This window comes from Escherichia sp. KTE52, assembly GCF_000408325.1.
Classification (GTDB): domain Bacteria; phylum Pseudomonadota; class Gammaproteobacteria; order Enterobacterales; family Enterobacteriaceae; genus Escherichia; species Escherichia marmotae.
Genome location: NZ_KE138680.1, coordinates 1,886,538 through 1,899,410, shown reverse-complemented (window position 1 = coordinate 1,899,410; position 12,873 = coordinate 1,886,538). Strand labels below are relative to the sequence as shown.

Here is a 12,873-nt window from a genome sequence, read left to right as displayed (position 1 = left end):
TATGGCTAAGACGTTATACGAAAAATTGTTCGACGCTCATGTAGTTTACGAAGCTGAAAATGAAACCCCGCTGTTATATATCGACCGCCATCTGGTGCATGAAGTGACGTCACCGCAGGCGTTTGATGGTCTGCGCACCCACGGACGCCCGGTACGTCAGCCAGCTAAAACTTTCGCCACTATGGACCACAACGTCTCGACCCAGACCAAAGACATTAATGCCTGCGGAGAAATGGCGCGCATCCAGATGCAGGAGCTGATCAAAAACTGCAAAGATTTTGGCGTCGAGCTGTATGACCTGAATCACCCGTATCAGGGAATTGTCCACGTGATGGGGCCAGAACAAGGCGTCACCTTACCGGGAATGACCATTGTTTGCGGCGACTCGCATACCGCCACCCACGGCGCGTTTGGCGCACTGGCGTTTGGCATCGGTACTTCCGAAGTTGAACACGTGCTGGCAACGCAAACCCTGAAGCAGGGTCGTGCGAAGACCATGAAAATTGAAGTCCAGGGTAAAGCCGCACCAGGAATTACTGCGAAAGATATCGTGCTGGCAATTATCGGTAAAACCGGCAGTGCAGGCGGCACCGGGCATGTGGTGGAGTTTTGTGGTGAAGCAATCCGTGATTTAAGCATGGAAGGTCGCATGACCCTGTGCAATATGGCAATCGAAATGGGCGCAAAAGCCGGTCTGGTTGCGCCGGACGAAACCACCTTTAACTATGTCAAAGGCCGTCTTCATGCGCCGAAAGGCAAAGATTTCGACGACGCCGTCGCCTACTGGAAAACACTGCAAACCGACGAAGGTGCAACTTTCGATACCGTTGTCACTCTGCAAGCAGAAGAGATTGCGCCGCAAGTCACCTGGGGCACCAACCCAGGCCAGGTGATCTCCGTGAACGACAATATTCCCGATCCCGCTTCGTTTGCCGATCCGGTTGAGCGCGCGTCAGCAGAAAAAGCGTTGGCCTATATGGGGCTGAAACCGGGTATTCCGCTGACCGAAGTCGCTATCGATAAAGTGTTTATCGGTTCCTGCACCAACTCACGTATTGAAGATTTACGTGCAGCGGCGGAAATCGCCAAAGGGCGGAAAGTTGCGCCAGGCGTTCAGGCACTGGTCGTTCCCGGCTCTGGCCCGGTAAAAGCGCAGGCAGAAGCAGAAGGACTGGACAAAATTTTTATTGAAGCGGGTTTTGAATGGCGCTTGCCTGGCTGCTCAATGTGTCTGGCGATGAACAACGATCGCCTGAATCCGGGCGAGCGTTGTGCCTCCACCAGCAACCGTAACTTTGAAGGCCGCCAGGGGCGCGGCGGGCGCACGCATCTGGTTAGCCCGGCAATGGCGGCCGCCGCTGCCGTCACCGGTCATTTCGCTGACATTCGCAACATTAAATAAGGAGCACACCATGGCAGAGAAATTTATCAAACACACAGGCCTGGTTGTTCCATTGGATGCCGCCAATGTCGACACTGATGCCATTATCCCGAAACAGTTTTTGCAGAAAGTGACGCGCACTGGTTTTGGCGCGCATCTGTTTAACGACTGGCGTTTTCTGGATGAAAAAGGCCAACAGCCAAACCCGGACTTCGTGCTGAATTTCCCACAATATCAGGGCGCTTCCATTTTACTGGCGCGGGAAAACTTCGGCTGTGGCTCCTCGCGTGAGCACGCTCCCTGGGCGCTGACCGATTACGGATTTAAGGTGGTGATTGCGCCCAGTTTCGCGGACATCTTCTACGGCAACAGCTTTAACAACCAGTTGCTGCCGGTGAAATTAAGCGATGCCGAAGTGGACGAGCTGTTTACACTGGTGCAGGCTAATCCGGGAATTCACTTCGACGTGGATCTGGAAGCGCAAGAGGTGAAAGCGGGGAATAAAACTTATCGTTTTACCATCGATGCCTTCCGCCGCCACTGCATGATGAACGGTCTCGATAGCATCGGTCTGACGTTGCAGCACGGCGATGCCATTGCTGATTATGAAGAGAAGCAACCGGCGTTTATGCGCTAGTTTTATGAGTCGGATAAGGCATTCACGCCGCATCCGGCACTCAATCGCCAAAAAGAAAAAAGCCAGCAGGTATTCACTGCTGGCGTGGCGATTAACACCAATACTCAGTCACACATGATGTCTGCAGATCAGTAGTCAGAATGACTCCCCTCCCACTGCATCAGTTATTCAAGCATGGCTAATCGTTGTGGAACGCTTAACCAACTCAGTCAGCACATCATTGCTGTCATTGCAAAATAGTGCCGATAAAACTGACGAATGGGATACCTCCTTGCTTCATCGTTAAGAATTATTGACTTAATATAGGGATAATAAAATTGCTGACTTTTGCGCAGGAGTTCCCCTTTTATGCCTTCAGGTCGTCTGCAACAACAGTTCATCCGGCTGTGGCAATGCTGCGAGGGTAAATCGCAGAACACGACGCTCAACGAACTGGCAGAGTTATTGAGCTGTTCCCGCCGTCATATGCGCACCCTGCTAAACACCATGCAGGATCGTGGCTGGCTGACGTGGGAGGCGGAGGTTGGCCGCGGTAAACGCTCGCGTTTGACCTTCCTCTACACCGGACTTGCGCTTCAGCAACAGCGGGCGGAGGATCTGCTGGAACAGGATCGTATCGATCAACTGGTGCAACTCGTCGGTGATAAAACCGCTGTGCGGCAAATGTTGGTTTCCCATCTGGGGCGTAGCTTCCGCCAGGGGCGGCACATTCTGCGCGTGCTCTACTATCGTCCGTTGCGTAATCTGCTACCTGGCAGCGCATTACGCCGTTCCGAAACGCATATCGCCCGGCAAATCTTCAGCGCGTTAACCCGCATAAATGAGGAAAATGGGGAACTGGAGGCGGACATTGCCCACCACTGGCAACAAATTTCCCCACTTCACTGGCGTTTCTTTTTACGTCCCGGTATCCAATTTCATCATGGCCGTGAGCTGGAAATGGACGATGTCATCGCCTCTTTGAAACGGCTCAATACGCAGCCGCTCTATTCCCACATTGCTGAAATTGTTTCGCCAACGCCCTGGACGCTGGATATCCATCTTACGCAGCCCGATCGTTGGTTGCCGTTACTACTGGGGCAAGTTCCGGCGATGATCCTGCCGCGGGAATGGGAAACCATCAGCAACTTTGCCAGTCATCCGATCGGCACCGGTCCGTATGCGGTAATGCGTAACAGCGCCAATCAGTTGAAAATTCAGGCATTCGATGACTTCTTCGGTTATCGGGCACTCATCGATGAAGTTAACGTCTGGGTTCTGCCGGAAATTGCCGACGAGCCAGCCGGAGGGCTAATGCTGAAAGGGCCGCAGGGTGAGGAAAAAGAGATTGAAAGCCGCCTGGAAGAAGGTTGCTACTATTTACTGTTCGACAGCCGCACCCATCGCGGGGCGAATCAGCAAGTCAGAGACTGGGTAAGCTACGTTCTTTCTCCGAGCAATCTGGTCTACTTCGCGGAAGAACAGTACCAGCAACTCTGGTTCCCGGCCTACGGACTGCTCCCCCGTTGGCACCATGCCCGCCCCACGCATTGCGAAAAACCCGCCGGGCTGGAAAGCCTTACCCTAACCTTTTATCAGGATCATATTGAACATCGGGTAATTGCCAGGATCATGCAGCAAATTCTGGCGAGCCATCAGGTAACGCTTAACATCAACGAGATCAGCTACGATCAGTGGCATGCGGGAGAGATCGAAAGCGATATCTGGCTTAACAGCGCCAACTTTACGCTGCCGCTGGATTTTTCGCTGTTCGCGCATTTGTGCGAAGTGCCGCTGCTACAACACTGTATTCCGATCGACTGGCAAGCCGATGCCGCGCGCTGGCGCAATGGCGAGATGAATCTGGCGAACTGGTGCCAGCAGTTAGTGACCAGCAAAGCGATGGTGCCATTGATCCATCACTGGCTGATCATTCAGGGGCAACGCAGTATGCGCGGCCTGCGCATGAATACCCTTGGATGGTTCGATTTTAAATCAGCGTGGTTTGCACCGCCGGATCCATGATTGCTGGTTGATAACAAACTCACTACACTAACGCCGTTCTCAACGGGGTGCCACGCAAATGCGTGCGCTGAGAAAATACCCGTCGAACCTGATCCGGATAACGCCGGCGAAGGGATTTGAGGCTCCTTCTCAAGTCCTTTGCCACTCTTCTTTGAGGTGCAAAGTGTTAAAAAAATGTCTTCCTTTGCTGTTGCTGTGCACAGCGCCCGTTTTTGCGAAACCTGTTCTGACCGTCTATACCTACGACTCCTTCGCTGCCGACTGGGGGCCAGGTCCGGTAGTCAAAAAAGCCTTTGAAGCCGACTGTCATTGCGAACTGAAACTGGTGGCGCTGGAAGATGGCGTCTCGCTGCTCAACCGTCTGCGGATGGAAGGTAAAAACAGCAAAGCCGATGTGGTGCTGGGTCTGGATAACAATCTGTTAGATGCCGCCAGCAAAACCGGGCTGTTTACCAAAAGCGGCGTGTCAGCGGATGCGATCAATGTACCCGGCGGCTGGAATAATGACACTTTCGTACCATTTGATTACGGCTACTTCGCCTTCGTCTATGACAAGAACAAACTGAAAAATCCGCCGCAAAGCCTGAAAGAACTGGTTGAGAGCGATCAAAACTGGCGGGTGATTTATGAAGATCCACGCACCAGTACGCCAGGTCTGGGTCTGCTGCTGTGGATGCAAAAAGTCTATGGCGATGACGCCCCGCAAGCCTGGCAGAAACTGGCGAAGAAAACCGTCACCGTCACCAAAGGCTGGAGCGAAGCCTATGGCCTGTTTTTAAAAGGCGAAAGCGATCTGGTATTGAGCTACACCACTTCTCCGGCTTATCACATTCTCGAAGAGAAGAAAGATAACTACGCCGCCGCCAACTTTAGCGAAGGTCACTATCTGCAAGTGGAAGTCGCCGCCCGCACCGCTGCCAGCAAGCAGCCGGAGCTGGCACAAAAATTCCTCCAGTTTATGGTTTCTCCGGCTTTCCAGAATGCGATCCCAACCGGCAACTGGATGTATCCGGTAGCAAACGTCGCACTACCTGCCGGTTTTGAACAACTGACCAAACCGGCCACCACGCTGGAATTCACGCCAGCCGAAGTGGCGGCACAACGTCAGGCATGGATTAGCGAATGGCAACGCGCCGTCAGCCGTTAATTCCTGGCTGGTTAATTCCAGGTGTAAGCGCCGCCACGCTGGTGGTGGCGGTTGCACTGGCGGCGTTTCTCGCGCTGTGGTGGAACGCGCCGCAGGGGGACTGGGCAACAATATGGCAGGACAGCTACCCGTGGCATGTGGTGCGCTTCTCCTTCTGGCAGGCGTTTCTCTCTGCGCTGCTCTCTGTCGTGCCCGCAATATTCCTCGCCCGCGCCCTCTACCGCAGGCACTTTCCGGGGCGGCAGGCGCTGTTGCGTCTGTGCGCCATGACCTTAATCCTGCCTGTGCTGGTCGCTGTTTTCGGCATTCTTAGCGTTTATGGTCGCCAGGGCTGGCTGGCATCGCTCTGGCAATCGCTTGGGCTGGAGTGGACTTTTTCGCCCTACGGCCTGCAAGGCATTTTGCTGGCGCACGTATTTTTTAATCTGCCGATGGCGAGCCGCTTATTACTCCAGGCACTGGAAAACATCCCCGGTGAACAACGTCAACTTGCCGCCCAGCTTGGGATGCGCGGCTGGCATTTTTTCCGCTTCGTCGAATGGCCGTGGTTACGGCGACAAATCCCGCCGGTTGCTGCGCTTATCTTTATGCTCTGTTTCGCCAGCTTCGCCACCGTGCTGGCGCTGGGCGGCGGGCCACAGGCGACGACTATCGAACTGGCAATCTATCAGGCGCTGAGTTACGACTACGATCCCGCCCGCGCAGCAATGCTGGCGCTGATCCAGATGGTGTGCTGTCTGGGACTGGTGTTGTTGAGCCAACGATTAAGTAAGGCCATCGCCCCCGGCACTACGCTGCTGCACGGTTGGCGCGACCCGGACGATCGTCTGCACAGCCGCATTTGCGATACGGTGCTGATCGTGCTGGCGCTGCTGTTGTTGCTGCCACCGTTACTGGCGGTGATCGTTGATGGCGTGAATTACCAGTTGCCAGAAGTGCTGGCACAACCGGTACTGTGGCAGGCACTGTGGACCTCATTGCGCATCGCGCTGGCGGCAGGCGTATTGTGCGTAGTGCTGACCATGATGCTGCTGTGGAGCAGTCGCGAACTGCGGGCGCGGCAGAAAATGCTGGCTGGTCAGACACTGGAGATGAGCGGAATGCTGATCCTCGCCATGCCCGGCATTGTGCTGGCAACGGGCTTCTTTTTATTGCTCAACAACACTACTGGCCTGCCACAATCTGCTGACGGCATTGTGATTTTCACCAATGCGCTAATGGCGATCCCTTACGCGCTGAAAGTGCTGGAAAACCCGATGCGCGATATCACCGCCCGCTACAGCATGTTGTGTCAGTCGTTGGGCATTGAAGGCTGGTCGCGTTTAAAAGTGGTCGAGCTGCGCGCCCTGAAACGTCCGCTGGCGCAGGCACTGGCTTTTGCCTGCGTGCTGTCGATTGGTGATTTTGGTGTGGTGGCATTGTTCGGTAACGATGATTTCCGCACCCTGCCGTTTTATCTCTACCAGCAAATTGGCTCTTACCGCAGCCAGGACGGCGCGGTCACCGCATTAATTCTGCTGCTGCTCTGTTTTCTGCTGTTTACCATGATTGAAAAACTACCGGGGCGAAATGTTAAGACTGACTGATATCACCTGGCTTTATCACCATTTGCCAATGCGTTTTAGCTTAACGGTGGAACGCGGCGAGCAAGTGGCGATCCTCGGGCCAAGCGGCGCAGGTAAAAGTACCCTGCTGAATTTGATCGCCGGTTTTCTGACGCCAGCCAGCGGTTCGCTGACTATCGCCGGTATTGATCACACGACGACACCGCCGTCACGCCGTCCGGTATCAATGCTGTTTCAGGAGAACAACCTGTTCAGCCACCTGACGGTAGCGCAGAACATCGGGCTGGGATTGAATCCGGGATTGAAGTTGAACGCAATACAGCAGGAGAAAATGCACGCAATCGCCCGTCAGATGGGGATTGATAATTTAATGGCACGGTTACCGGGTGAGCTTTCCGGCGGCCAGCGGCAGCGCGTGGCGTTAGCGCGCTGTCTGGTTCGTGAACAGCCCATTTTATTGCTTGATGAACCGTTCTCCGCACTCGATCCGGCGCTGCGTCAGGAGATGTTGACGCTGGTGAGCACGAGCTGCCAGCAGCAAAAAATGACGCTATTGATGGTGTCACATAGCGTAGAAGATGCCGCGCGGATCGCCACGCGCTCGGTGGTGGTTGCCGACGGGCGCATCGCCTGGCAGGGGAAGACAAATGAGTTATTGAGCGGTAAGGCGAGTGCTTCGGCGCTGTTGGGAATTAAAGGCTAATATGCACTGTCGGATGCGGCGTGAACGCCTTATCCGACCTACGGGGGCGTATTGTGGGCCTGATAAGACGCGGCAAGCGTCGCATCAGGCGCCCCGTACAAGACTATGCCCTAAACCCCAACCACTTTACGCAAAATATCAATATACACCGGCATCAACGGATGGCGAATCAACACCACCAGCGCCACTACCCCAACGCCAGAAATTAGCGGCGTCAGCCACAGCAGATGACCACGCGACAAATAATGGCTTAAGCGATCGGTTACTTTGCCACTGCGCCATAACCGCCAGCACAACCAGCCGCCAACCCACAAAAACACCGCCGTTGCCAGCAACAACCACTTAAATTCACCGCTCTGCATCCCGGCAGGAATATCAATCGCCGCCCCCGCCAGAATCCCCGGCAGGAAGTAAAACGGTGGCCACAGCAGGCAGCCGATAATATTTGGCGTAATAAATTTTGCTACGGGCAGATCCAACATCCCTGCCACCATTGGCACCAGCGGACGCGTCGGGCCGACAAAACGACCGACCAGAATGGTAAACATGCTGTGTTGATGCAACGCATGTTCGGTTTTATCGAGCAACGCTTTGTTTTTCTTCAGAAACGACCAACGATGGAGCGGCTTTTTAAAACGCCAGCCCAGCCAGAAAGAGATCCAGTCCCCCATCAGGCAGCCAACAATCCCCGCCAGCCAGGCGTGCCAGAAACTTAACTCGCCGCTGCCAATCAGCGCTCCCAGCCCCGCCATCAGTACCGTACCGGGCAAAATCAAACCGACCAGCGCCAGCGACTCCAGAAAAGCCACCAATACCACCGCCATCAGCGAATAAACGGTGGATTGGGTAATAAAGTGTTCCAGCAATGCTTGCATAATGTGCCTGTCAAATGGACGAAGCAGGGATTCTGCAAACCCAATGCTACTCCGTCAAGCCGTCAATTCTCTGATTCGTTACCAGTTATGACAACCTGACAGCTACATCATTCACTTTTTCTTCACAACCAGCACGGAACTCGCTTGGGCTGGCCCCAGTACATTTTTTAAATACCCGCGAGAAATAGAGTTGATCATCAAAGCCAACATTGCGCCCGACCGTCGCGATAGGCATCCGGGTTGTACTCAATAGCAGCTTCGCCTGGCTAATGCGTTGATCCTCACGCCAGCTTAAGACGCTAATCCCTAACTGCTGACGGAACAAATGCGACAAACGCGACGGCGACAGGCAGACATGCTGTGCAACGCTGGCGATATCAAAATTGCTGTCTGCCAGGTGGTCGCTGATGTACTGACAAGCCTCGCGTACCCGATTATCCATTGGCGGATGCATCGACTCATTGATCGCTTCCATCCGCCGCAGTAACAATTGCTCAAGAAGATTTATCGCCAGCAGTTCCGAATAGCGCCCTTCTCCTTGTCCGGCGTTAATAATTTGCCCAAACAACTCGCTGAAATGCGGCTGGTGCGCTTCGTCCGGGCGAAAGAAACCGGTATTGGCAAATATCGACGGCCAGTTAAGCCATTCGTGCCAGTAGGCGCGAGGACGAAAGTAAACCCACTGGTGATACCATTCACGAGCCTCCGGATGACGACCGTAGTGATGAATTTCTCCCGGCGGGAACAACAAAATATCCCCCGGTCGGCAAACAAATTCTCGTCCCTGATTTTTCACCACACCCTGTCCACGAATGGTGAGATTGAGAATATAGCCTTTCATTCCCAGCGGTCGGTCGATAAAAAAATCGAGATAACCGTTGGCCTCAATCGGTGTTAAACCCGCCACCAGATGGGCGTTAAACGAGTAACCCGGCAGCAAGGGATCATTTTGCGCTTCAGCCATACTTTTCATACTCCCGCCGTTCAGAGAAGAAACCAATTGTCCATATTGCATCAGACATTACCGTCACTGCGTCTTTTACTGGCTCTTCTCGCTAATCCAACCGGCAACCCCGCTTGTGAAAAGCATTTTGTAACAAAGGGGGCCGAAAGCCATGACAAAAACGCGTAACAAAAGTGTCTATAATGACGGCAGAAAAGTCCACATTGATTATTTGCACGGCGTCACACTTTGCTATGCCATAGCATTTTTATCCATAAGATTAGCGAATACTGCCTGACTGTTTTTATCGCAACTCTCTACTGTTTCTCCATACCCGTTTTTTTGGATGGAGTGAAACGATGGCGATTGCAATTGGCCTCGATTTTGGCAGTGATTCTGTGCGAGCTTTGGCGGTGGACTGCGCCACCGGTGAAGAGATCGCCACCAGCGTAGAGTGGTATCCCCGTTGGCAGGAAGGGCAATTTTGTGATGCCCCAAATAACCAGTTCCGTCATCATCCACGTGACTACATTGAGTCAATGGAAGCGGCGCTAAAAACTGTGCTTGCAGAGCTTAACGCCGAACAACGCGCGGATGTGGTCGGCATTGGTGTGGATAGCACGGGCTCCACGCCTGCACCAATCGACGCCGACGGCAACGTGCTGGCGCTACGCCCGGAGTTTGCTGAAAACCCGAACGCGATGTTCGTCTTGTGGAAAGACCACACAGCGGTTGAAGAAGCGGAAGAGATCACCCGCTTGTGTCACGCACCCGGCAAAGTTGACTATTCTCGTTATATTGGCGGTATTTATTCCAGCGAATGGTTCTGGGCGAAAATACTCCACGTTACCCGCCAGGACAGCGCCGTGGCGCAATCAGCCGCGTCGTGGATTGAGCTATGTGACTGGGTGCCAGCCCTGCTCTCTGGCACCACTCGCCCGCAAGATATCCGTCGCGGGCGTTGCAGCGCCGGACACAAATCACTGTGGCATGAAAGCTGGGGCGGTCTTCCACCAGCCAGTTTCTTTGATGAGTTGGACCCGCTCCTCAATCGACATTTGCCCTCCCCGCTGTTTACTGACACCTGGACTGCCGATATTCCAGTTGGCACTTTATGCCCGGAATGGGCGCAGCGTCTCGGTCTGCCTGAAAGCGTAGTGATTTCTGGTGGCGCGTTTGACTGCCATATGGGCGCGGTCGGCGCGGGCGCACAGCCTAACGCACTGGTAAAAGTGATCGGTACTTCTACCTGCGACATTCTCATTGCCGACAAACACAGCGTTGGCGAGCGCGCAGTGAAAGGTATTTGCGGTCAGGTTGATGGCAGTGTAGTGCCTGGGTTTATCGGCCTGGAGGCCGGTCAGTCAGCATTTGGTGATATCTACGCCTGGTTTGGTCGCGTACTCGGCTGGCCGCTGGAACAACTTGCCGCCCGGCATCCGGAACTGAAAGAACAAATCAACGCCAGCCAGAAACAACTGTTACCTGCGCTGACCGAGGCGTGGGCCAAAAATCCGTCTCTGGATCACCTGCCGGTGGTACTCGACTGGTTTAACGGTCGCCGCACGCCAAACGCTAACCAACGCCTGAAAGGGGTGATTACCGATCTGAACCTCGCTACCGATGCTCCTCTGCTGTTTGGCGGTTTGATTGCCGCTACCGCCTTTGGCGCGCGCGCAATTATGGAGTGCTTCACCGGGCAGGGGATCGCCGTCAATAACGTGATGGCGCTGGGCGGCATCGCCCGCAAAAACCAGGTCATTATGCAGGCCTGCTGCGACGTGCTGAATCGCCCGCTACAAATTGTCGCTTCTGACCAGTGCTGCGCGCTCGGCGCAGCGATTTTCGCCGCCGTTGCTGCAAAAGTGCACTCAGATATCCCATCAGCACAACAAAAAATGGCCAGCGCGGTCGAGAAAACGCTGCAACCGCGCAGCGAACAGGCACAACACTTTGAACAGCTTTATCGCCGCTATCAGCAGTGGGCGATGAGCGCCGAACAACACTATCTTCCAACTTCTGCCCCGGCACAGGCTGCCCAGGCCGTTCCGACTCTATAAGGACACGATAATGACGATTTTTGATAATTATGAAGTGTGGTTTGTCATTGGCAGCCAGCATCTGTATGGCCCGGAAACCCTGCGTCAGGTCACCCAACATGCCGAGCACGTCGTTAAGGCGCTGAATACGGAAGCGAAACTGCCCTGTAAACTGGTGCTGAAACCACTGGGCACCACGCCGGATGAAATCACCGCGATTTGCCGTGACGCCAATTATGACGATCGTTGCGCGGGTCTGGTGGTGTGGCTGCACACTTTCTCCCCGGCCAAAATGTGGATCAACGGATTGACCATCCTCAACAAACCACTGCTGCAATTCCACACCCAGTTTAACGCTGCATTACCGTGGGACAGCATCGATATGGACTTTATGAACCTGAACCAGACCGCACACGGCGGCCGCGAGTTCGGCTTCATCGGCGCTCGTATGCGCCAGCAACATGCCGTGGTCACCGGTCACTGGCAGGATAAACAAGCTCATGAACGTATCGGCTCCTGGATGCGCCAGGCAGTGTCTAAACAGGATACCCGTCATCTGAAAGTCTGCCGCTTTGGCGACAATATGCGTGAAGTGGCGGTCACTGACGGCGATAAAGTTGCCGCGCAGATCAAGTTCGGTTTCTCCGTTAATACCTGGGCGGTTGGCGACCTGGTGCAGGTGGTTAACTCGATCAGCGATGGCGATGTCAACGCGCTGGTTGATGAGTACGAAAGCAGCTACACCATGACGCCTGCCACACAGATCCACGGTGAAAAACGGCAGAACGTGCTGGAAGCGGCACGGATTGAGCTGGGAATGAAGCGTTTCCTGGAACAAGGTGGCTTCCACGCGTTCACTACCACCTTTGAAGATCTGCACGGTCTGAAACAACTCCCAGGTCTCGCCGTACAACGTCTGATGCAACAGGGCTATGGCTTTGCGGGCGAAGGCGACTGGAAAACTGCCGCCCTGCTTCGCATCATGAAGGTGATGTCAACCGGTCTGCAGGGCGGCACCTCCTTTATGGAGGACTATACCTATCATTTCGAGAAAGGTAATGACCTGGTGCTCGGCTCCCACATGCTGGAAGTCTGTCCGTCGATCGCGGCGGAAGAGAAACCGATCCTCGACGTTCAGCACCTTGGTATTGGCGGTAAAGATGATCCTGCCCGCCTGATCTTCAACACTCAAACTGGCCCGGCCATCGTCGCCAGCCTGATTGATCTCGGTGATCGTTATCGTCTGCTGGTTAATTGCATCGATACGGTGAAAACGCCGCACTCCCTGCCGAAACTGCCGGTGGCGAATGCACTGTGGAAAGCGCAACCGGATCTGCCAACCGCTTCCGAAGCGTGGATCCTCGCTGGTGGCGCACACCATACCGTCTTCAGTCATGCGCTGAACCTGAACGATATGCGCCAGTTTGCCGAGATGCACGACATTGAAATCACGGTGATTGATAACGACACCCGCCTGCCTGCGTTTAAAGACGCGCTGCGCTGGAACGAAGTGTATTACGGATTTCGTCGCTAATTAGCGGCATCAGCAACGCTGGCGCGTCTTATCAGGCCTGCGATT

At 54.4% G+C, this 12,873-nt stretch carries 10 protein-coding genes and 1 riboswitch; of the genes, 8 read left to right on the top strand and 2 right to left on the bottom strand.

What is annotated here, in order from left to right:
• Position 1: 1 nt before the first annotated feature.
• The 6 genes from leuC to thiQ all read left to right on the top strand — a co-directional run bounded on the left by leuC (position 2) and on the right by thiQ (position 7,437).
• Positions 2-1,402, top strand: a complete 1,401-nt coding sequence (gene leuC / locus A1SC_RS02875; RefSeq protein WP_001517738.1) for a 3-isopropylmalate dehydratase large subunit — start codon at positions 2-4, stop codon at positions 1,400-1,402.
• Between the two features lie 10 nt (positions 1,403-1,412).
• Positions 1,413-2,018, top strand: coding sequence for a 3-isopropylmalate dehydratase small subunit (gene leuD, locus A1SC_RS02880; protein ID WP_001517737.1), 606 nt, complete (start codon positions 1,413-1,415; stop codon positions 2,016-2,018).
• Positions 2,019-2,366: 348 nt separating this feature from the next.
• Positions 2,367-4,022, top strand: coding sequence for a DNA-binding transcriptional regulator SgrR (gene sgrR, locus A1SC_RS02885; RefSeq protein WP_001517736.1), 1,656 nt, complete (start codon positions 2,367-2,369; stop codon positions 4,020-4,022).
• Positions 4,023-4,055: 33 nt separating this feature from the next.
• Positions 4,056-4,155, top strand: a riboswitch (TPP riboswitch).
• Between the two features lie 30 nt (positions 4,156-4,185).
• Positions 4,186-5,169: a thiamine ABC transporter substrate binding subunit gene (gene thiB / locus A1SC_RS02890; RefSeq protein WP_001517735.1), complete on the top strand. Its 984-nt coding sequence runs from the start codon at positions 4,186-4,188 to the stop codon at positions 5,167-5,169.
• Positions 5,145-6,755, top strand: a complete 1,611-nt coding sequence (gene thiP, locus A1SC_RS02895; protein ID WP_016262863.1) for a thiamine/thiamine pyrophosphate ABC transporter permease ThiP — start codon at positions 5,145-5,147, stop codon at positions 6,753-6,755. The genes thiB and thiP overlap by 25 nt, the downstream gene beginning before the upstream one ends.
• A complete protein-coding gene (gene thiQ / locus A1SC_RS02900) occupies positions 6,739-7,437 on the top strand; it encodes a thiamine ABC transporter ATP-binding protein ThiQ (RefSeq protein ID WP_016262862.1) in 699 nt (232 codons plus the stop codon). The genes thiP and thiQ overlap by 17 nt, the downstream gene beginning before the upstream one ends.
• 110 nt (positions 7,438-7,547) lie before the next feature.
• On the opposite strand, the gene A1SC_RS02905 is transcribed toward thiQ, so the two are convergent.
• Together A1SC_RS02905 and araC are read right to left on the bottom strand one after the other, a co-directional pair.
• On the bottom strand, positions 7,548-8,312 hold the full coding sequence (locus A1SC_RS02905; protein ID WP_016249604.1) for a DedA family protein: 765 nt from the start codon (positions 8,310-8,312) through the stop codon (positions 7,548-7,550).
• A gap of 85 nt (positions 8,313-8,397) precedes the next feature.
• Positions 8,398-9,276: an arabinose operon transcriptional regulator AraC gene (gene araC / locus A1SC_RS02910; RefSeq protein ID WP_001517733.1), complete on the bottom strand. Its 879-nt coding sequence runs from the start codon at positions 9,274-9,276 to the stop codon at positions 8,398-8,400.
• 338 nt (positions 9,277-9,614) lie between these two features.
• Between araC and araB the strand changes: the two genes are divergently transcribed.
• The gene (gene araB / locus A1SC_RS02915; protein WP_000951828.1) at positions 9,615-11,315 is read left to right on the top strand and encodes a ribulokinase; all 1,701 of its coding nucleotides are present in this window, start codon (positions 9,615-9,617) and stop codon (positions 11,313-11,315) included.
• Positions 11,316-11,325: 10 nt separating this feature from the next.
• Entirely contained in the window at positions 11,326-12,828 is a 1,503-nt protein-coding gene (gene araA, locus A1SC_RS02920; protein WP_001517732.1) for an L-arabinose isomerase, read from the top strand.
• The last annotated feature ends 45 nt before the right edge of the window (positions 12,829-12,873 follow it).